The following is a 20394-nucleotide window of genomic DNA, read 5'->3' on the forward strand; positions in this document are numbered from 1 at the left end:
CTGAGTGAGTCCATGGACTCACTCAGTCGCCACACTTTCGCTACGCGCGGTCATATTGTCTACTTAATTGGTAGAGAATATGGGCTATACTCTTGGTGTGCGCGTGTTTTTCCGCCCGGGAGGAGGGCCGGCATGGCGCTGCCTGATTTCGTCGTCATCGGGGCTCCTGAAGCCGGGACGTCGAGCCTGCACGCCGCACTCACCCGCCACCTGGGCCTGGCGATGTCCCCCGTGGCGGAACCGGGCTACTTCCTGACCTCCGGACGTCCCCGGGACGAGGCCAGCCCCCCCGGCCACGGCGGCGGTGCCAGCTCCGCCGGCCCCGGGGGAGCTCGGGCCGCGGGCGGTGCTGGCTTAACCAGCGAGAACTACATTTGGTGCCTTTCGGACTATGAGACGTTGTTCCGGGGTGGTGACGGGCGTCGTCCGCGCGGTGAGAGCACTCCTTACTACCTAGCCGAGTTCTCCGCCCAGCGGCGGATGCACGAGCTCCTGCCCTACCTGCGGATGATCGCCGTCCTGCGTGACCCGGTGGAGCGCGCCTACGCGAACTGGCTCGCGCACCGAAGGGCCGGGCTGGAACCGCTGCCGACCCTGATCGAGGCGCTCGACGCCGAGGAGGAACGGCGCGCGGCCGGCTGGGGTCGCAGGTGGCGGTACGCCGAGCTCGGGAGGTACGGCGTCCAGCTGCGGCGGTTGTACACCCTGTTTCCGCCGAGCCAGGTGCTGCTGGTGCGTTACCGGGACCTGGTCCTCGAACCCGCGGCCGTGCTGCGTCGCGTCTGCGGATTCGTCGGGGCGGTCGACCCGGCGGCCGGTTTCGGGTGCGACAGCCGGATTTTCGCGCCGGCGGCAATCGATCCCGGCACGACGCGCGTTGTCAGGGAGGCGGTCCCGGCGGCCGTCGATCCGATGGACGCCGTGCTGGCCGAGCTGCGGCGCAGCCTCAGGCCGGGTCCGCCGCCACCGCCCGGCCTGCGCGAACAGGTCCTCGACCGGTTCCGGGACGACATCGCCCTACTCGGCCAGCTGACGGGATCCTCCTTCGCGGAGTGGCTCGACCGCGGCGACCTCCCCCTGACCGCCGGCCGCTGACCCGCGCCCACCGGCCCGCCGACGGCTGACCTGTAGGAGGTGGACGCGCGGCCTGAAGACGGTAGCGTCGGCCCGGATGAGCACACAAGCGGGTGACAAGGCCGAGCCGGACGTGGTGGAACTGCGTCCGCTGCCCTACGACGGTGTCCGCTCCGTCGCGGTCGGCACCGTCATGTGGCTGATCGCCCTACTGGTCATGATCCCGTTCGCCGACGATCTGCGGGCGGATGGCCGGCTCTGGTGGATCGCGACGGCGGCGGTCGGCTTCGTGCTCGGGCTCATGGGGCTGTGGGTCGTCGTGCGACGCCGGAATCGGCTGCGCACGACCGCCGCCGAGCCCGACTGAGCACCAGGAATCAAAGATCGTCGAGGTCGTCCTCGGCCTGACGGCGGCCGGCGCCGTCGGGGTCCCGCAGCGCGGCGGCCAGTCCGTGCCGGCGCTCCCACTGGCCGGCCCGCCAGGCCAGAGCCCGGGCGAGCGCGTCCGTGCCGGCCTCGGCGTCGACGTGGATCTCACCGCCGATGCCGCCGACGACCCGCCACGGCACCCGGACCCGTCCCCCGCCCAGGCTTGAGATCCACAGCTCGGGATGGACCTGGTACCGCGCGACGAGGGGACGCGCGGCGCCCGGCACCGCGCCCAGGTCGACCCCGTCGAGCGAATCCGGGGTGTCCGCGGCCTCGACCAGGGTCGCGCTCCCGACGACGACCGCGTTGCCGGCCACCATGACGGTCCTCGTCACGGCCCTGCCCGGAACCGCACCGCGGACGCCGCTGACGCCACCGCCACCGGTACCACCGCCACCGGTACCGGCTCCGGCCGAGGCAGCGCTGCCAGCGATGGAACCGCCGGCCTGAACGGTGCTGTCGATCAGAACAGCGGATCCACCGAATCCAGCGGATTCGCTCAGTCCAGTGGATTCGTCCAGTACGGCGAAGTCGGCCAGCTCCGAGGCGAGACGCAGCCCGAGGATGTGCGCGGCCTCGGCGGCGCGATCCAGTGGCAGGCGCAGCGCGGGATGGTCGGCGCCGATCACTTCGAGCAGGTCCGGTGCGTCCACGACCACCACGTCGGCGGAGCGGAACACCCCGGTCGGGGTTCGTACGGTCAGCGGCGGATCCAGCCTTGGGCCGGTCGTGCCGGAGGGGTCGGCCCCGAGCAGGCCGGCCGCGCTCACCGCGGCCATGTAGAGCGTCCGGGCCGCCGGCCAGCCGATCTCGCGGTCGGCGTCGCCGAGCCGGTCCAGCAGGTCGACCACCGCGTCCGGGTCGGTGAGCACGTCGTCGAGGGTGAGCCGGCAGCCGAGCCGGCGCAGCAGCTCCGGGTCGACGCCCGGCAGCGGCGCGCCCGGCGCGAACAGCCCGGTCAGCAACGGATCGGCGCCGGGCAGGACGAGCTCGCCCGGGGGGAGCCGGGTATCCGGGTCGCCATCCACCGGCAGCAGCGCGTGCCGGGCCAGCCACCAGCGGGTGTACGAGGGTTCGGCGCCGAGAACCACCCGGCGCAGGGGCGGACGGGCGAGCTCCGCAAGCGCCTCCGGCCATGTGTCGGGGTCGACGAGCTCAAGGTCGCGGACGGCCGCGAAATGCCGGACAACCCGCGGCGCCCCTGGCACACCGTGGCCGGAGCCTCGCCCGTCACCGGAAGCCGCGGTGCCCCGTTCCCCCGCCCGGTCGGCGGCATCGTGGACGTCGTCCGCCCAGGTGTCGCTGTCGTCAAGCTCGAGCAGGACGGGCTCGTCCGGGTCGAGGGTCACGTCCGACGCGTAGAGGACGCCGAAGGTCCGCAGGACGCCGACGGCTTCGAGGACATGGTCCGGCCAGGCGGTGCTCAGCCGTGGGTCCAGGGCGCCGAACGGCGCCTCCTCGGCCAGCAGGCGGTCGAGCGGCCCGTCGGCGATCACCAGCTCGGACGCGGGCGCGAAGCCGCCGCCCTGTTCGGGAAGCAGCAGCCCACCCAGCCACGACGGCATCGCGGACGCCCCCTGCTCCGGGTGCGGATCACCCACGGTGTCGGACGGGAAGCCGCCGCCGTCCAGCCCGTCATCGCGGCCGTGCCCGTCCAAATGTGCGGTGTGCTCGTCCGAATGGACGGTGCGCCCGTCTGAACTGGTGGCGTGCTCGTCCGGATGAGCGGTGTGTCCATCCGGGACGATCGCGCGCACCAGCGCGAGTACGGCGGCGGCGAGGGTGTCCAGCTCGCCGGGGTCGTCGTCGGGGTCGGCCTGGGTGACGGCCTCGCGTACCGCCGGGTCCCGCAGCACCCCGGCCGGCGTGCCCTCCGAGGCGCCCAGGGTCCGCAGCACGTCGCGGGCCGTACCCGCGCACGCGTCGGGATGGACGACGCGCAGCGGCAGCCCCGATCGGGCCAGGGCCACCACGTCCAGATCGGGGGTGGGTAGCAGGGCCCCGCGCGGTCCGGTGACCATCCGGCTGGGTGGTGTCGCCGGGTCGGCTCCACCCCCGTCCGGTCCGGTCCCGGTGGACGGATCAGCATGGGCGAAGGCCGGCGTGGAGCCGAGGTCGTCGCCGTCGGGCACGACCACGACCGGAACCGGCAGCGCGCCCAGGGCGTCCCGGTCGGGTGCGGTCAGCAACAGCGGGTACAGCCCGGCCCACCAGGACGGCGTCCGTCGCATGCCGCGCAGGACCTCGACGACGGCCCCGGTGTCCAGGCGGCGGACGCCCAGGAGGTCGAGGGCGGGCCGGCGGCGCCGGGTGGCGAACTCGGCCGGCAGCAGCCCGTCGAGCACGGCATCGTCGGCCTTCCCCGCCGCGGCGAAGTCCGCCAGGTCCAGGTCCGTGGTGAGGTCGGTGCCGGAGCCCGTCTCGGCGCCCGCGCGCAGCAGGTCGGTGACGGCGTCCGTGGCGGGGCCGAGGTCCAGGACGAGGCAGTCCCGGCCGCGGCGGCCGCCCGGCAGGACGGGGGCGTCCGGCAGCAGCGCGAGCAGGCGGTCGCGCAGCCGGCCGTCCACCTCGCTGCGGGGCAGCCCGGTCGGCACGAGGTCCAGGACGGTGAGGGGATCGGGAGCCGCGTGGCGCCCCCCGTCCGCGCGGTGGTCACCGCTCTCGGCGCTGTCCGGTCGGGCGGTGGCCAGGTGAGCGGCGAGCGCGACGACCGTGTCGGCGAGCCGGTCGGTGAGCCAGTCCCGCAGGGGCCCGGGCACGGTGTGCCGCCGGGACGGATCGAGCGGCAGGTCGACGCTGATCAGCGCGGGCAGGCCGACGGCCTCGTCGGTCGGCTGCGGCGCGCGCACCACCTGCGCCACCTCGGCGGGCCAGTCGCCGTCCGGGATCATCACCCGGGCGTTGTAGGTGGTCCTGTCACGTTCCTCGACCGGGCGGTCGGCGAGCAGCTCGGACGGGATCGAGCCGCGGTGGACACAGCCGCGCCACCGCGTGCCGTCGACGGTGGCGATTTCGAGGTCGGTTCCGTCCGGCCCGGGGAGCACCGGCTCCCAGACGCACCGGTGGGTTCGGACGTCGCCGTCCACCTCGACGACGATCTCCTCAAGGCCGGGCAGGACGAGAGGCAGCGTGGGGTCGAACGCGGCGATGAGCTCGCGTGCCGTGGCCGCCGCCGCCGTGTCCCGCAGCGGCAGCCGGACGACGGTGTCGAACCCGTCGCCGGGCCCGGACGCCGGGTCGCCGAGGTCGAAGGGCAGGCGCAGGACGGGCACGGCGCCGGCGCGGCGGTCGAGCTCGCGGCGCAGTGCGTCCGCGCCCGTCGCGACAACCAGGTCGGCGGTGCGTCGGCGCGACCACTCCACCCCGCGCCACGCCACGCCGTGCCGCTCCACCCCGCGCAGGTCCGTACTGTGCTGGTCGGCGTCACGCCAGTCCGCCGCGTCGCCGGGGCCCGAGGGTGCCCGGGAGACGATCGACGGCGTGTCCGTCACCGCGAGGACCGCGGCGAAGCCGGCGCCGAAGCGGCCGACTGCCTGCACGTCGCGCTTCGCGGACGCGCGCAGCGTCGACAGGGCCTCGACGCCGGCGGCGGTCAGCGGGGCGCCGGTGTTCGCCACCTCGAGCAGCCCACCCGGCCCGCCGTGCGGGTGCTGCCCCGACGTGAGCCTGATGTGTACCTTTGCCGGCACACCGGCGGCCGCCGCCGCGTCGACCGCGTTCTGGAGGAGCTCGACGAGCAGGCGGTCTCGGTAGGCGCCGAGAGCGGCGTCCTCCTCGGCGTTCGCGTCCTCCCGGAAGCGGCTCGCGGAGGCGGCCCACGCCTCGATGACACGTGCCCGAAGCGCCGCGGTGTCGAACGGGGTGGCATCCACGGCCTCATCCTCGCCCGTGGCGGGACGGCCGAGCGGCGAGGGGTGCCGCGACCGGCGTCCCGAGAGCCGCCGCCGCCGCGCGGGACCGCTGTGCGCGAGCGCCGTGTGGACGCCGGTGGGACAGCGGTGGGACGGCGGCACGCACGAGAGGGGAGACGAGTCCGGTGGCACGGGGCGATGCGCAGGACGGCGATGCGCGCGGCGGCGCGGCCCGGGAAGGTACTGCGCGGGGTCGCGCGGGGCGGGGGGGCTCGGCGCGGCGCGGGGGGCGCGGCGGCGCGGCGGGATTCGCGCCGGCGCTGCCAGGGGCCCTGGAGGAGCAGTGGAAGGCGATCTCCGGCCACGTCGGCGGGCTCCCCGACGAGGCGTTCGCGGGCCCGAGCGCACTGCCCGGCTGGACTACCGCCGAGCTCGTGCTGCACACCGCGCGCTCGGCACTCGCCCTCAGCGCCGCGCTGCGCGGGGACCCGGCGCCCGGCCTGGCCGGGGGATCAGCGGGCGGCTCGGGCGGAGGACCGGTGGGCGGCTCGGGAGCGGAGTCGAACCTGGCCCGGACCGGCGGTGCGCCGCTCGTGACCGCGGCCGACTACCTGGCCGGCACCGGAGCCCGGGCCGAGGCGATCGCGGCCACGGCCCGGGATCTCGCCGCCGGCCAGGCTCCGGAGGCGGTGCGCGAGGCCTTCCGGGACGCCGTCACGGGCGCCGCGGCGGACCTGGCTCGCCTCCCACCGGACGAGATCGCCGACCGGTTGGTGATCATCCCGGGTGGGCGCATGCGGCTGGGTGAGTTTTTGCTCACCCGAGCGGTGGAAGCGGTCGTCCACGGCCTGGACCTGGGTGTGCCCCCGGCGCGCCCCGCGCTGAAGACCGCCGTGCGGCTGTTCACGTCGATGCTCGCCGAGCGCGCTCCGGGGCACGCGGTGGAGCTGCGGGTGCCCCCCTTCTCCGCCGTGCAGATCGTCGAGGGGCCTCGGCACACCCGCGGTACACCGCCGAACGTCGTCGAGGCCGACCCGGCCGCGTTCGTCCTGATCGCGACGGGCCGGCTGGCCTGGGAGGCGGCGCTCGCCGACGGCCGGATCCGCGCCAGCGGCGAGCGTGCCGATCTACGGTTCCTGCTGCCGCTGCTCGCCTGACCGCATCCGGCCCGCCTGCCGGACGGCACCGGGCCGGCCTGCCCTGAGGGCATCCGCCGCCCGCTCGACGGCACCCGCCGTCCGCCTGACGGCGCCTGGATGTTCGCCTGGTCGCAACCGGGCGGGCCGGTGTGCGTGTTTGTCGTGTTTTCTCCGTGACCTCTGTGTCGCGTGACGGGGGAGATCGCGCTCGACCGGCCGATCGGCGTCCCCGCTGCTAGCGTTGGTTATGTGGGGAGTCGAGGGCGGGCGTGAACGTCGGATGGTCCCGGGGTGCTTCCCGTGGCTGTCGGTTGATGTGAGTGTCGTCGTGTCCGGGAGTGTCACGACATCGCCTTGAACCCGCCCCGTTCCTCCCGACATCTCGGTCACCCTGACCTCTCTAGGAGACCTGGTGCCACACGTCGCCCACAGCGACGACCCCGCATCTCGCCGGGAGTCGACGTCCGTCCGCCGCCCGCCGCAGTCTCGCGACGGCCGCCGTCGCGACGGCCTTCTCCACGGTGCCCCGCGCAACGGTGATCCTCTCGGCGGTGATCCTCTCGACGACGATCCCGGCCCGCGCGACGCCTGTGGCGTCTTCGGTGTCTGGGCGCCCGGGGAGGACGTGGCGAACCTCACCTACTACGGCCTCTACGCCCTCCAGCACCGCGGCCAGGAGGCCGCCGGGATGGCGGTCGGCGACGGCCGCACCGTCGTCGTGTTCAAGGAGCTGGGTCTGGTCGCTCAGGTCTTCGACGAGATCACCCTCTCCAGCCTGTCAGGGCACGTGGCCGTCGGGCACACCCGGTACTCGACCACAGGCTCGTCCACCTGGGAGAACGCCCAGCCGTCCTACCGGACGGCGGGTTTCGGCGGGCCGATCGCGCTCGGCCACAACGGCAACCTGACGAACATCATCGAGTTGGCCGGGTCGCTCGGCGACAGTGAGGGCGGCCAGGGCGCCACCACCGACTCCGACCTGATCACCGCGATGCTCGCCGCGCATCCCGGCCCGACCCTGGTCGACGCCGCGCTGGACGTCCTGCCCCGGCTGGCGGGCGCCTTCTCGCTGGCGTTCGCGGACGCGTCGACCCTGTACGCGGCGCGGGACCCGCACGGCATCCATCCGCTGGTGCTCGGCCGGCTCGACGACCGGCCGGAGGGCGCGTGGATCGTCGCCAGCGAGACCGCGGCGCTCGACATCGTGGGCGCCCGCTTCGTCCGCGAGATCGAGCCCGGTGAGCTGGTCGTCATCGACGCGGACGGCCCGCGCTCGCTCACGTTCGCCCAGGCCGACCGGCACGTCTGCCTGTTCGAGTACGTCTACCTCGCCCGCCCGGACACGACGATCGGTGGCCGGTCGGTGCACGCCACCCGGGTCGAGGTGGGCCGGCGGCTCGCCCGGGAGGCACCGGTCGAGGCCGACCTGGTGATCCCGGTCCCGCAGTCCGGTGTGCCGGCCGCGGTCGGCTTCGCCGAGGCGTCCGGCATCCCGTTCGGTGAGGGCCTGGTCAAGAACTCCTACGTCGGGCGGACGTTCATCCAGCCGTCGCAGACCATCCGCCAGCGGGGCATCCGGCTCAAGCTGAACCCGTTGCGCGACGTCATCGAGGGCCGCCGGCTCGTCGTCGTGGACGACTCGATCGTGCGCGGCAACACCCAGCGGGCCCTGGTGCGGATGCTGCGCGAGGCCGGGGCGACCGAGGTGCACGTGCGGATCTCGTCGCCCCCGGTGCGGTGGCCCTGTTTCTACGGCATCGACTTCGCCACCCGCGCCGAGCTGATCGCCAGCGGCTGTGGCGTGGAGGAGATCCGGCGCTCGCTGGGCGCCGACTCGCTCGCCTACGTCTCCCTCGACGAGCTGGTGGAGGCCTCCGAGCAGCCGGCGGACGCGCTGTGCCGGGCCTGCTTCGACGGCATCTACCCCGTTCCGCTCGCCGACTCGGACAAGCTGGGCAAGTACCGGCTGGAGCCCTTCGGGCCGCAGACCACGGAGGAGGTCATCGCGCAGGCCCTCCGGGACCGGGTGACCCTGGGCATGAACGGCGCGGACCCGTCCCCCGACAATCACGATCTCGACCTCGAACCCGTCCCGCTCGAGCCCGCCCAGGACGTCGGCGCCGCGCGCGCGAACGGGGCACGGCCCGACGGGACGAGGGCCGACGCCGTGGCGGTCGACGGCGCACCGGCCGACGGGTTGGCCACGAACGGAGCCATCACGAACGGCGTGGCAGCCAATGGGGTGGCCACGAACGGCGTGGCAGCGAACGGAGCCGCCACGAACGGGGCCACGGTGAACGGGATGACAGTGGACGGAGTGGCAGTGGACGGCGCACCGCTGGGCAGCGCGCGGTGGTGAGGCACGCCAACGGATCCGGCCAGGGCTCAGAGGCCGGCGGCCAGGAGAGCACCACCGAGGGGCGCTCGGTCTCCTACCGGGACGCCGGGGTCGACGTCGAGGCCGGCGACCGGGCCGTGCAGCTCATGCGCCAGCACGTCGCCCGCGCCACCCGGCCCGAGGTCGTCGGGTCACTCGGCGGCTTCGCGGGCCTGTTCGCGCTGGACGTGGCCCGTTACCGGCGCCCGCTGCTCGCCTCGTCCACCGACGGCGTGGGCACGAAGATCGCCCTGGCCAGGGCGATGGACGTCCATGACACGGTGGGCATCGACCTGGTCGCCATGGTGGTCGACGATCTCGTTGTCTGCGGCGCGGAGCCGCTGTTCCTGCTCGACTACATCGCCTGTGGCTCCCTCGAGCCGGCGCGGATCGCCTCGATCGTCGCCGGGATCGCCGCCGGCTGCGAGCAGGCCGGGTGCGCCCTGGTGGGTGGCGAGACCGCGGAGCACCCCGGCCTCATGGGAATCGACGACTACGACCTGGCCGCGACGGGGGTCGGGGTCGTCGAGGCCGACGCCGTGCTCGGGCCGGAGCTGGTCCGGCCGGGGGACGTGGTGGTCGCGATGGGGTCATCCGGTCTCCACTCCAACGGTTTCTCGCTGGTAAGACACATCCTGTTCGGTCCGGTCGAGCCTGACCAGCCCGGAGGCGTCTCCGTGGCGGGTCGGGAGGCACTGGCGAGGCATGAAGAGGCCCTGGGGACGACGCTCGGGCAGGCGTTGCTCACGCCCACCCGCATCTACGCCCGGGACTGCCTGGCCGTCATCGAGACGACCGAGGTGCACGCCTTCGCCCACATCACCGGCGGCGGTCTCGCGGCGAACCTGGCCCGCGTGATCCCGCCGGGGACGGCTGCCGTCGTGGAGAGATCGACCTGGGCTCCGCCGGCCGTGTTCGGCCTGCTCGCCGAGCGCGGCGGGGTGAGCGAGGCCGACATGGAGGCCACGTTCAACCAGGGGGTCGGAATGGTCGCGGTCGTCGCTCCCGCCGAGGCCGAGGCCGTGGTGCGGACGCTGGCTGACCGCGGCGTCGCTGCCTGGATCGCGGGGCGGGTCGAGCCGCTGCCCGGTGGAGCTGGAGAGGACGGCGTGGCGCGCCTCGTGGGCGCCCACCCCTGACGCGGCCGGCGGCCCGGCCACGGGCGGCCCTGGTGCGGCTCGCCCCGCCACGGCCGCCCGGGCAAAGGGGCGGCTGGTCACGAGCCGGCTCGTCGGGGGCCGCGTGCGGACCAGCCCGAACACCTGCCCGCGGGACATCCACGTGGGCGGCCGGCCATCACTGACATGGGAGGCTCCTCGGTCGGGAAGATCCTGACCTCTGAGACTCTAGGACGGAACACCGACAGTTCCGCCCAGCTCGGTTCGGCGCCCGGTGTGCCCGCGCGAGGCGGGCGTACCGGACTCGATCTGCTGCCGACATGGACGACCACCTGTCGCCAGGTGGTCGCAGCCGGTCCCCCCGGATTTCCCGGAGGCCCGGCGTCGGCCGGGGCAGCCCCGGGTTCAACGGGACGAGCGGTGCTCGTCCTCATCGTCCAGGTAGGCGTCGTAACCGTAGTCGTCATCCGAGTACGGTTCGTCGCTCTCGGTCTCCCGCGTAGTACCCGCGCCCAGATCCGCCTTCAACCGGTCGAGATCCATAGTGGGCGAGTTGTACTTGAGCTCGCGGGCGACTTTCGTCTGCTTGGCCTTCGCTCGGCCGCGCCCCATGGCTCGACCCCCTCGAACATGACGACGGGGACCCGCCCCGGTGCTCTCACTGTCTCGTGCTTCCCGAGACTACAGGGATCGCAGCCTACTCGGCACGCCAACCCGACAGTTACCTGTCGTCGGACAACACGGCGTAGATCATCTGACCCCCACGGATGGTCCCGGGACTCCCCTGACAGCGGGCGCGTGGGCCCGCCGCGACGCCCGCGCGCCGGTGCCCGATGTGCCCAGCGTCACGACTTCCGGGGGGTGGGAAAGGCGTGCTGGCACACGGGTTCCGGGCGTGCCCGCCGGTGATGGTCAGGGCAGCAGGATGCCCCGCAGCCGGCCGATGTCGGTCATCCGGCGCTCGGCGAAGCGTCCCGCCGCCACCGCCGGGGTGGTGCCCTCCGCCTCGGCGAGCCGGAAGATGTCCAGCGCCGTGTCGAAGATCCGGGCGGCCCGGGCCCTGGCCCGTTCCGGGGAGTACCCCTCGATCTCGTCCGCCACCTGGATCAGTCCGCCGGCGTTGACCACGAAGTCGGGCGCGTACAACACGCCCGCGTCGGCCAGGATCTTGTCCATGCCCGGGTGGGCCAGCTGGTTGTTCGCCCCGCCGCAGACGATCTCCGCCCGCAGCGCGGGCACGACCTCGTCGGTGAGCACCCCGCCCAGCGCGCAGGGCGCGTAGATGTCGACCTCGGCCCGGAGGAGCTCGTCGGGGTCGGTCACCAGCTGGACCTCGGGATGGCGGGCTCCCAGCCGCCGCAGGGCGCCCGGATCGGTATCCCCGGCCAGAACGGTCGCCCCCTCTTCCACCAGGTGCCCCACGAGGCGCAGGCCGACCTTGCCGACCCCGCTGACGGCGACCCGGCGCCCGGCGAGCGAGGGTGTCCCCCATCGGTGCCGGGCGCAGGCGCGCATCCCCTCGAAGACGCCGTACGCGGTCAGGACGCCGGAGTCGCCCGAGCCGCCGTGCGCCGGCGAGCGGCCGGTGACCCAACGGGTCTCCCTGGCGACGGTGTCCATGTCCTCGACGTACGTCCCGACGTCGCAGGCCGTCACGTAGCGGCCGCCCAGCGAGGCGATGAAGCGCCCGTAGGCGCGCAGCAGCGCCTCGGTCTTGTCGTGGGCGGGGTCGCCCAGGATGACGGCCTTGCCGCCGCCGAGGTCCAGGCCCGCGCAGGCGGCCTTGTAGGCCATCGCGCGGGAGAGCGCGAGGGCGTCGGCCAGTGCGGACGCCTCGTCCGGATAGGCGTGGAACCGGGTGCCTCCCAACGCCGGCCCCAGCGCGGTCGAGTAGATGGCGATCACGGCGCGCAGGCCACTGGCTCGATCGGAGCAGAACACCACCTGCTCGTGCTCCGCGCCGGCCTCGAACACCGACGAGACTCCCGTGGACGTGCCGACCACCGCTGACATGACCGAGCCTCCCTCCGGACGGCTCCGCGAGCCGGCGGCCCGTGAGCCGGCGGCCCGTGAGCCCTGTGCGCGGCGGGCTCCCGCCGGCCGCTGCGGCGAACATTACGGGCCCGGCCCGCGCGGCTCCTGTCGTGCGGCCGCCGCCGTCACGGCCGCCGTCACGGCGGTGCCGGAGGTCACACGCCCGTCGCGAGGCTCGGCCGTGACCGCGAGGCTCGGCCGTGACGCCGGCGCCGCCCGACGGGGCGTGGCCGCCGTCCGGGCGGCCCTGACGGGCGCGGAGCCGGCCCGGGAGGGGGTCCGGCGGGGTTGCGGTGCGGCTGGCGCTATCGGGTCTCACCGGGGCGATCGCGCGGGTTGCCCGACCTCTCATCGCCGCCGGGCCCGCCGCGCCCGTGGCCGTGCCAGGATCGGAGGCATGCCAGGATCCAGGGGCATGTCCGCACCTGTTCCGGTCCTCCACGGGGGGTCGGCGTCCGTGGCGATCCCGCTGCCGGCGGGCATCGCGGGTGACGCCGCCGTCGAGGCCGGTGTCTAGCGTGGCTGTCGTCTCACCCGCTGCCTACCTGCGGGTCTACGAGCCATTGGCCGCCTTCCCGCCCGCGGATCGCGTCCGTTGGCAGCGGTACGCGGCCTCGGGGCCGCCCTCGCGGCGTGCGGGCGCCCGGCGGGAGCGGGTCGTGGCGCTGGTGGCGGCCGTCCGGCCGTCGCTGGACGTCGCCGACGAGTCCGCCTTCGTCCAGTGGGCGGACGGCCTGATGTTCGTCTGCCCGTGGTCGACGCAGCTGCGGGTGTGGCAGGCGGCGATGGAGTTCCGCGGGCTGATGCCGGAGCGCGTCGCCGAGGCCTTCCTCCCGCGCCGGCTGGTGGACCCGGCGGAGACAGAGCTCGACCGGTGGAAGGCGCGCCGGCCCGAGATCAAGGTCCATGTCCAGACCTGCACCTGGATGGTGCCGCCGACCTGGTTCGTACTGTTCGACCCAGCGGAGCGGGCGTTGGTCACCGGTGACAGCGCCGACCGTTCCATGGTCTACCGGACCACGATGAGCCTCGCCCGCCGCCGGGTCGGCCGCGCGGTGGAGGCGATGGAGACCCTCCGGGCGGCGAACACCGACGCCCCCGCTATCGAGGGCGTCGCCGAGCTGGCCCGTTGGCTGGGGTCCTTCCATCCGCAGAGCAGGGTCGAACTGGACTACGACGGGCTAGTTGACCTGCTGGACGACGACATGCTTCGGCGGGACACATCCGTCGAGGACATCGTCGAGGCGGTCAGCGCGTTACGCCGTGGGCGAACAGACCTTGCGGTCGAGGCGTACGAACGAGTGCTGATCAGGTGGAGACCCCTGCAGTCACGGGAATCTGCCAGTTGATCGGCGCCGCCTGTTAGCGCAGCGTTGCCCTCCGCTTCGGACGAGCTGTGACTAGTCAGCAGATGGTCCTGACGTGCCATGTCCGAAATGCCCCCGAAGGATGCACGATCTGTATGGGACGGAGCGACGCTCTGTGACGGGAGGCCAACGTAATGACGACGAGAACGCCGGATGCCGAGCCGCTGCTGACGCCCGCCGAGGTAGCCACGATGTTTCGGGTGGACCCGAAGACCGTGACCCGGTGGGCCAAGGCCGGAAAGCTGACCTCGATCCGGACTCTGGGCGGTCACCGCCGGTACCGCGAGGCGGAGGTGCGTGCCCTGCTGAAGGGAGTTCCGAGCATCGGAAGTGACATCTGATAACTGCGCCGAACCGGCGCTGATGGCGGCGTCCTGGTAAGACCAGGCGTTCGGCGGCTGCCCGGCCGGGCGAACAACCCGACGGCCGGACCCGCCCGCTGAGCGGACGTCCCATATGCCTGAACTCTCCACCGCTCCGGGAGGGCGGTGGTGGTTCATGTGTCGAAACCGACGGGCGGCACCCATGCTGTCCGTCGGTTTCGTTCGTTGTCGGCTCGGGGCGGCGTTCGTCATGCCGCGTGGGAGCTTGGGGCCATGCGCGATCTTGCGTGGTTCGGCGGCGCCCGTGAGGCTGTTCGCATGGTGGGAACAGCCGGCGGCCGGGCCGTGGGTCGACGTGGTCCGCGGGCCCGAATACCGGGTGCCCTCCTGGCCTTTCTCACCGTGGTACTGCTGGTGGCCCTGTGTCCGGCCTGCGGCAGCGGGGCTGGGGGACGTCCCGGAGCATCGGGAGCGGGCACCGGCGCGGCGGGAGGCACCGGCACGGCGGGCCCCGGCGGGGTGACGGCGACGGCCGTGCCGGTCGTGGCGACCACCGGCGGCGAGGTCCGCGGGGTGGCCGAGGGTCCGGTGGTCTCCTTCTACGGGCTTCCTTACGCGGCGCCGCCGGTCGGTGCGCTGCGCTGGAGGGCGCCCGCCCCGGCGGCCCCGTGGAGCGGCGTGCGGGACGGCTCGGCGCGCGGCCATCCATGCCCGCAGGAGGGGCCGCTGGCAGCCGGCGCCAGCGAGGACTGCCTGTTCGTGAACGTCACCATGCCGGCCGACGCGCCCCGGGCCACCGGGACGCCGCCGCCGGCCGCGGGCGGCGGCGGTACTGGTGGCGCCACCGGCGCTGGCACCGGCGCTGGCACCGGCACCACTGGCGTCAGCGGTGCGGGGCTGCCGGTGCTGGTGTGGATCCACGGCGGCGGCTTTGTCACCGGATCGGCCAACGATGTGGACATGTCCGCGTTCGCGGCCGGCGGGCCCGCCGTGCTCGTGGGCGTCGACTACCGGCTCGGCGCGCTCGGCCAGCTCGCGCTGCCGGCGCTGAACACCGAGTCGGGCGGCGACGCGGGCTCGTACTCCCTGGCGGACATCATCGCTGCGCTGCGCTGGGTCCGGGCGAACGCCGCCGCCTTCGGCGGGGACCAGGGGAACGTGACGATCTTCGGAGAGTCCGCCGGTTCGGTGAACGTCTGCGGGCTGCTGGCAGCGCCGTCCGCGCGCGGGCTGTTCCAGCGGGCGGTCATGCAGAGCGGGCCGTGCCAGTGGTCGCTGCCGACCATGGCCACGGCCGAGGGCACGGGCCAGCAGTTCGCCGCCCGAATGGGCTGCACGGACCCCGCCGGGGTGCTCGACTGCCTGCGGGCGCGGCCGGTGGAGCAGATCGTCGCCGGCTCCGGGCAGACGGACATCCTGACCGCTCCGATCTGGGCGCCGGTGGTCGGCAGCCGGACGCTGCCCCGCTTCCCGGTGGATGCCGTCGCCGCCGGCTCGGCGGCGGGGGTACCGGTCCTCCTCGGGACGGTGCGCGACGAGGGGCGGGCCTTCACCTCCAGCTATGACTCCGGTGGGGAGCTCACCGCCGAACGGTTCGCGCAGATCGTCCGGGCGGAGATCCCCGACCGGGCGGACGCTGTCCTCGCGGTCTACCCGCCGGGGGCCGTCCCCGCCCGCGAGCGGCTCGCGCAGGTGATCACCGACCGGGTCTTCGCCTGCCCGACCGCGCACTCCGCTGACCTGTTCAGCCAGCCCCGCGGCCAGCCCGGGTCGGGGGCTGTCGTGCCTGGGCGGGCGTTCCTGTACGAGTTCGACGTCCCGGGTCTCGGCCCGGTGACCGACGGCGTGGCCACGGGAGCCACCCACGCCGGGGAACTGCCGTACCTGTTCCGCTCCGCCGCCTCGGACACGCCGTACGTGGGGGCGACCGCCAGCGAGCGCGCGCTGTCCGCGGCGATGGTCGACTACTGGACACGGTTCGCCGCCACCGATGATCCGAACACGCCTCCCGCCGGAGCCGTAGGTGTGGGATCCGGGGAGCGGGTGCTGCCGGGCTGGCCGCTCTGGCCGGGGGAATGGAACTCGACCGTTCCGGACCGGCTGGCCCTCGAGCCGGGCGTGCTGCTCGCGCGGCCCGGCTACGCCGTGGCGCACCACTGCGACCTCTGGGGCTGACCCGTGCCCCGGTGATTGTTGCCGTCTGGGCGATTCACGGGTTTGCGTGCGATCGCCCCGTAGCTGCTGACCTCGGCGTCCGCGAGCTCCGCCGACCCGTCCTCCGGCTGCCAGCGGTGGGCCGGGACCAACCCGGGCGCCACCAGCTCGAGGCCGCCGAGCAACGCGGTGATCTCGGCGCGGGACCGGGGCTGGAAGGGGATCCCGCGGTCCTGGTAGATCGTGGTGCCGAGCTCGGCGACCTCCGGGGCCACGAAATCCCCGGTCGCGTGGGCGATAGCCAGGTAGCTACCCGGAGCGAGGGCCCCGAGCAGCTCCTGGACGATGCCCGCCGGGTCCCGGTCGTCCGGCACGAAGTGCAGGATCGAGAACAGGGACAACGCGACGGGCTGGTCGAGGTCGAAGGTGTCGCGCAGCTCGGCGGAACGGATGATCCTGCTGGGATCGAGCAGGTCCGCGTCCAGGTAGGCCGTCCGGCCCCGCGGGGTGCTCGTCAGCAGGGCGCGAGCATGCGACAGCACGATCGGGTCGTTGTCGACGTACAGGACCCGAGCCGCGGGGGCGGCCGCCTGTGCCGTCTCGTGCAGGTTGGGGCTGGTCGGGATGCCCGTCCCGATGTCGAGGAACTGGCGTATCCCGGCGTCGCGGGCCAGGTGGCGGATCGCCCTCGTCATGAACGACCGGCCCTGTAACGCCGTCGTCCTGGTGGCCGGGTAGACGGCCATCAGGTCTTCGGCCGCTTCGCGGTCGGCGGGGAAGTTGTCCTTGCCGCCGAGGAAGTAGTCGTACATCCGGGCGGAATGTGGGACGTCGGTGCGCAGCTCGACCTGGGGGGCACTCCGGTGCGCCGGCCATTTCACCGCAGCGCGCGTGGGCTCGTCCATCCCCGCCTCCGGGCTGTCGCAGTCACCCCTGGCCGCCGTCGCCCAGGGGGGTACTCTCCGCGGACCGCCCGCGATCAGCCGCTTCAGGACCGGTCGGCGGGGGGCGGGACGTCCGGAACCCGCTCGTCGATGAGCGCGCCGGTCGGGAGCTGTCCGGGCGAACCCCACCAGAGCCGGTACCGGAGACCGCGCACCGTGCTGGTGTTGGCACGATGTGTGGAGGGCACTTGCCGCGATTATGTCGAACTCGGACACTTCTCGCACCCAATGTTTCATCGAGGTAATCCATGGACCGATTGATCCCGATCCGTCGGACCGAATCTCGTCATGATCATCTGGTTCGACGGGTCGGTCCGCTCGACGGACCGACCCAGGCGGGTGGATCGATGCCAGGTCGGCGGAGTGTCCCGGGCCCGAGCGGCCTCCGTCAGGTCGGGCGGGGCGCGCCCCGGTAGGTCCCGAACGACCAGCTGTTTCCCTCGGGGTCACGGGCGGCGAAGTCCCGTGATCCGTAGTCGGTGTCGTGCAGTTCCACGGTGATCTCCGCTCCCGCGGCCCGGGCGCGGGAGCACAGGGCGTCCGGCTCGGCTGTCACCACGTAGGCGCCGAAGCCGCCCGGCTGGAAGGCCCACGGATCGTCGGGGTTGTCACGGGTCGAGCCGAGCATGACACCACCGCCCTCCGGCCACGCGAGCTCGGCGTGGTCCACCCGGTCACCGGCTTCGCCGTGGTCGGCGGGGCCGTACGAGACGACCTCCTCGAAGCCGAACGCCTCGGTGAGGAAGGCGATCAGCGCCCGCGCGTCGCGGGCTCGCAGCGTCGGCCAGACCTGGGGCGGCGGTGCCTTGTCATCGCTCATGACTGGTTCGCGTCCTCTCCACGGCCGACTCTCCGCGGCCGATGGTCAGCGGACCCGGGACGGGTCCGGCCCGTCCAACGATCCGCCGAACCCAGGGCCCCCGGCTTGGACGTTTCGGAACTCCCCGGTGAGCCACCTCCGAAGGGCAACCGGTGCTTGTGGTGCACTGGTCACGGTTCGCCCTGAAACGAGTTGTGTCAGGGGTGTATGGGCCGGACGGCGGGGAGTGACCTGACCCGCGCGGGACCGTGGGAGGAGACTGTGCCTTTCACGTTGAGTCATCCCGTCGCGGTGCTGCCGTTGCGGCGGCTCGGGCTGCCGATGAGTGCGATGGTGGCCGGGTCGATGGTTCCTGATGTGCCCGTGTTCCTCGGGTGGTCGGCGATGTACCACCTCAGCCACAGTCTGCTCGGTGTCGTGACCTTCGTTCCGCTGCTGTCGCTGGTCGCGTTGGTCCTCTGGTTCTGCCTGGCTCGCGATGCCCTGCTCGATCTGGCTCCGGATCCGGTCAGGCTGCGGCTGCCTCCCCGGGCACGGCCCACGGGACGTCAGTGGCTGCTGGCCCCGGTGGCCGCGGTCGTCGGAGGCCTGACGCACACCGGGTGGGACGCCTTCACGCACGAAGACCGGTGGGGTGTCCGTCATGTGGCCTGGCTGAGCGCCGACCACGGAGCCCTGCCCGGCTACAAGTGGCTTCAGTACGGCATGGGCGCGGCCGGGCTGGTCGTTGTCGCGGCGGCGGTCGTCGTCCACCTGCGGGCGCTGCCACGGGGACCGCGGCGGCCACGGCGGTACTCGGCGGAGGCGGCGGTTCTTCCGGCGGTGGTGGCCCTGGCGGCGGGAGTCGGCGCTGTCGTCGGCCTGGCGCAGGCGTCGAACGGGCTGCACGCCGTCGTCTTCCGCGGCGTCGTCACCGGTGTGATCGCGCTGGTGGCGGGCCTGTTCCTGGTCGCCGCCGGATGGCGGGCATCGGGCCGCACACTGGAGCGATGACCACGCCAGCCGACACGTTCGCCGTGGTGGACGAGTACGTCCGCGCGGCGCCGGTGCCCGCGTTGCGCCCGTACATCGCCTGGTACAGCGGCTACCGCCAGCGTGGGGTCGCACCTGCCCTGCACCGCGGCCTGCCCTCGCCGTACCTCACTCTGATCTTCACCCTGGACGAGCCGCTGATCGTTGTCGGCCACCCTGATCCGCATCAGGCGCCGGGCGGCTACGACACGCTGCTCGGCGGACTGCACACCTCGCCGGCGTTGATCTCACACGACGGCGCCCAGTCGGGAGTGCAGGTCGCGCTGCGGCCGCTCGGGGCGAGGGCGCTCCTCGGCCTGCCCGCGGGTGAACTCGCCGACCAGGACCTTCCGGCGGATGCGGTCCTCGGCGACGTGTGTGCGGAGGCGGGGGAGCGGATGCGGGCCGCCTCCGGCTGGGTGGAACTGTTCGCGGTGCTGGACGACATCCTGTGCCGGCGGGCCGAGTGCCGGACGTCGGCGGTCGCGCCGGAGATCGCCGAGGCATGGGCGATGTTGGAGCGTGCCCGAGGCTCCGTCTCGGTGGTGGACCTGGCGGCCGAGGTCGGATGGAGCGCACGTCACCTGCGGAGCCGGTTCAGGACCGAGATCGGCCTGACGCCGAAGGCGGCGTCCCGGGTCATCCGGTTCGACCACGCCCGCCGTCTGCTCGCCCGGTGCGCCGTGGCCGGGGACACGGGGGAGCTCACCTTGGCGGACCTGGCGGCCGGTTGCGGATTCTTCGATCAGGCACACCTGGCACGCGAGTTCCGCGCACTGGCCGGGGTGCCGCCGAGCCGCTGGCTCGCGGAGGAGGCGGGCTACCCGGCGACCGGTCGGCGGGCGCGGGCCGAGAACACCGGGACGAAATAGGTCGGGCGGTCGGTGGCGGCGTCCACTTCGGCGAACGCCTTCTCCCAGCGTCCGACATCGTCGCTGTGGGCGTGCCCGGCGGCCGTCATCGCCGGTACGGCGGCCCAGGACGGTGGCCGTATCCCCGGTGGCGGCTCGTTGACGTTGTACCAGCCCCGGTGATGGACGTCGACGAGCCCGGCCGTGCGCAGTAGGGAGCCGAGCCGCAGCCCGACGGACAGGTCATTGCCGAGGGCCGCGTGGAAACAGTGGTATCGCTCGTTGAGCGCGAGGATGTCGGTGACTGCCGGCGGGCCGCCGACGATCCGGAGCGCCGACGCGTCGATGTCGAGGAGATACACCCAGCCGCCCGGCTTCACCAGCGTCGCGAGGTGGTCGACGATCGCCTGCTCGCGACCGCCGTTGTGGGCGAGCACATGGCGCATCATCACCGTGTCGTAGCTGGCCGCCGGGAGTCCGCTGGCATCCGCGGACCCCTCGGTGATCGAGATGTTGTCGGCCTTCCCGGCCGCGACGACCTGCCCGGCCAGCGCCCGCGCGTCGGGGTCCCGGTCCACGGCGTCGACCTTCCCGGTCGGTCCGACCACGGAGGCCAGGGCGAGGGCGAGCGCGGCCGGTCCGCAGCCGACGTCCGCGACCCGCGCGCCGGGGACGATCCCGGCCGCGGTCCATTCGGCGGACTCGTCCTGTTTCGCCACCGCCGCCATGAACTGGTAGCGAGCCAGCTCACTCGAATCGAGGGTCAGCACATAGGCGTTCTGGCCGCCTTCACCGTGATCAGTCACGGGGCGACGCTAGTACGCGGGTCGGGACTTCGGGCCGCACAGTCGCCTGGCCGTCACGGCGGGCGGCCGGCCCGGGCGGCCGGCCGCACCGGACAG

Annotated in this window: 16 protein-coding genes; 10 read left to right on the plus strand and 6 right to left on the minus strand. The window is 73.5% G+C overall.

Going from position 1 to position 20394, the window contains the following annotated elements:
- Positions 1-132: 132 nt before the first annotated feature.
- Both MXD62_RS28210 and MXD62_RS28215 read left to right on the plus strand, forming a co-directional pair.
- Positions 133-1095, plus strand: coding sequence for a sulfotransferase (locus MXD62_RS28210; RefSeq protein ID WP_248832425.1), 963 nt, complete (start codon positions 133-135; stop codon positions 1093-1095).
- 76 nt (positions 1096-1171) lie between these two features.
- A complete protein-coding gene (locus MXD62_RS28215; RefSeq protein ID WP_248832426.1) occupies positions 1172-1441 on the plus strand; it encodes a DUF2530 domain-containing protein in 270 nt (89 codons plus the stop codon).
- A 10-nt stretch (positions 1442-1451) separates the two neighbouring features.
- Here MXD62_RS28215 and MXD62_RS28220 read toward each other — a convergent pair whose 3' ends face one another.
- On the minus strand, positions 1452-5375 hold the full coding sequence (locus tag MXD62_RS28220; protein ID WP_248832427.1) for a sacsin N-terminal ATP-binding-like domain-containing protein: 3924 nt from the start codon (positions 5373-5375) through the stop codon (positions 1452-1454).
- Positions 5376-5539: 164 nt separating this feature from the next.
- On the opposite strand from MXD62_RS28220, the gene MXD62_RS28225 reads away from it, so the two are divergent.
- The 3 genes from MXD62_RS28225 to purM all read left to right on the plus strand — a co-directional run bounded on the left by MXD62_RS28225 (position 5540) and on the right by purM (position 10009).
- A complete protein-coding gene (locus MXD62_RS28225; RefSeq protein WP_248832428.1) occupies positions 5540-6511 on the plus strand; it encodes a sterol carrier family protein in 972 nt (323 codons plus the stop codon).
- A 394-nt stretch (positions 6512-6905) separates the two neighbouring features.
- Positions 6906-8852: an amidophosphoribosyltransferase gene (gene purF / locus MXD62_RS28230; protein ID WP_248832429.1), complete on the plus strand. Its 1947-nt coding sequence runs from the start codon at positions 6906-6908 to the stop codon at positions 8850-8852.
- The gene (gene purM, locus MXD62_RS28235; protein WP_248832430.1) at positions 8846-10009 is read left to right on the plus strand and encodes a phosphoribosylformylglycinamidine cyclo-ligase; all 1164 of its coding nucleotides are present in this window, start codon (positions 8846-8848) and stop codon (positions 10007-10009) included. The genes purF and purM overlap by 7 nt, the downstream gene beginning before the upstream one ends.
- Before the next feature lie 384 nt (positions 10010-10393).
- On the opposite strand, the gene MXD62_RS28240 is transcribed toward purM, so the two are convergent.
- Both MXD62_RS28240 and MXD62_RS28245 read right to left on the minus strand, forming a co-directional pair.
- The gene (locus MXD62_RS28240; protein WP_018503970.1) at positions 10394-10600 is read right to left on the minus strand and encodes a DUF3073 domain-containing protein; all 207 of its coding nucleotides are present in this window, start codon (positions 10598-10600) and stop codon (positions 10394-10396) included.
- 300 nt (positions 10601-10900) lie between these two features.
- Positions 10901-12001 (minus strand): Glu/Leu/Phe/Val dehydrogenase dimerization domain-containing protein, encoded by a 1101-nt coding sequence (locus tag MXD62_RS28245; protein ID WP_248832431.1) that lies wholly within the window; start codon positions 11999-12001, stop codon positions 10901-10903.
- A gap of 539 nt (positions 12002-12540) precedes the next feature.
- Between MXD62_RS28245 and MXD62_RS28250 the strand changes: the two genes are divergently transcribed.
- From MXD62_RS28250 to MXD62_RS28260, 3 genes are all read left to right on the plus strand, one after another.
- Positions 12541-13371 carry a hypothetical protein gene (locus MXD62_RS28250; RefSeq protein WP_020464584.1) on the plus strand — a complete coding sequence of 277 codons (831 nt, stop codon included), beginning with the start codon at positions 12541-12543 and terminating at the stop codon, positions 13369-13371.
- Between the two features lie 152 nt (positions 13372-13523).
- Positions 13524-13730 carry a developmental transcriptional regulator BldC gene (gene bldC / locus MXD62_RS28255; protein WP_006540950.1) on the plus strand — a complete coding sequence of 69 codons (207 nt, stop codon included), beginning with the start codon at positions 13524-13526 and terminating at the stop codon, positions 13728-13730.
- 255 nt (positions 13731-13985) lie between these two features.
- Positions 13986-15887, plus strand: coding sequence for a carboxylesterase/lipase family protein (locus MXD62_RS28260; protein ID WP_248832432.1), 1902 nt, complete (start codon positions 13986-13988; stop codon positions 15885-15887).
- On the opposite strand, the gene MXD62_RS28265 is transcribed toward MXD62_RS28260, so the two are convergent.
- Together MXD62_RS28265 and MXD62_RS28270 are read right to left on the minus strand one after the other, a co-directional pair.
- Positions 15851-16771, minus strand: a complete 921-nt coding sequence (locus tag MXD62_RS28265) for an SAM-dependent methyltransferase (RefSeq protein ID WP_248832433.1) — start codon at positions 16769-16771, stop codon at positions 15851-15853. The genes MXD62_RS28260 and MXD62_RS28265 overlap by 37 nt on opposite strands.
- Positions 16772-17198: 427 nt before the next feature.
- Positions 17199-17630: a VOC family protein gene (locus MXD62_RS28270; protein ID WP_248832434.1), complete on the minus strand. Its 432-nt coding sequence runs from the start codon at positions 17628-17630 to the stop codon at positions 17199-17201.
- Positions 17631-17891: 261 nt separating this feature from the next.
- On the opposite strand from MXD62_RS28270, the gene MXD62_RS28275 reads away from it, so the two are divergent.
- The gene (locus MXD62_RS28275; RefSeq protein ID WP_248832435.1) at positions 17892-18623 is read left to right on the plus strand and encodes a DUF4184 family protein; all 732 of its coding nucleotides are present in this window, start codon (positions 17892-17894) and stop codon (positions 18621-18623) included.
- On the plus strand, positions 18620-19513 hold the full coding sequence (locus MXD62_RS28280; RefSeq protein ID WP_248832436.1) for a helix-turn-helix transcriptional regulator: 894 nt from the start codon (positions 18620-18622) through the stop codon (positions 19511-19513). The genes MXD62_RS28275 and MXD62_RS28280 overlap by 4 nt, the downstream gene beginning before the upstream one ends.
- Here the strand turns inward: MXD62_RS28280 and MXD62_RS28285 are convergent.
- Entirely contained in the window at positions 19462-20298 is an 837-nt protein-coding gene (locus MXD62_RS28285; protein ID WP_248832437.1) for a methyltransferase domain-containing protein, read from the minus strand. The genes MXD62_RS28280 and MXD62_RS28285 overlap by 52 nt on opposite strands.
- Positions 20299-20394: the final 96 nt, after the last annotated feature.

This window comes from Frankia sp. Mgl5 (assembly GCF_023242985.1).
GTDB classification, from domain to species: Bacteria; Actinomycetota; Actinomycetes; order Frankiales; family Frankiaceae; genus Parafrankia; species Parafrankia soli.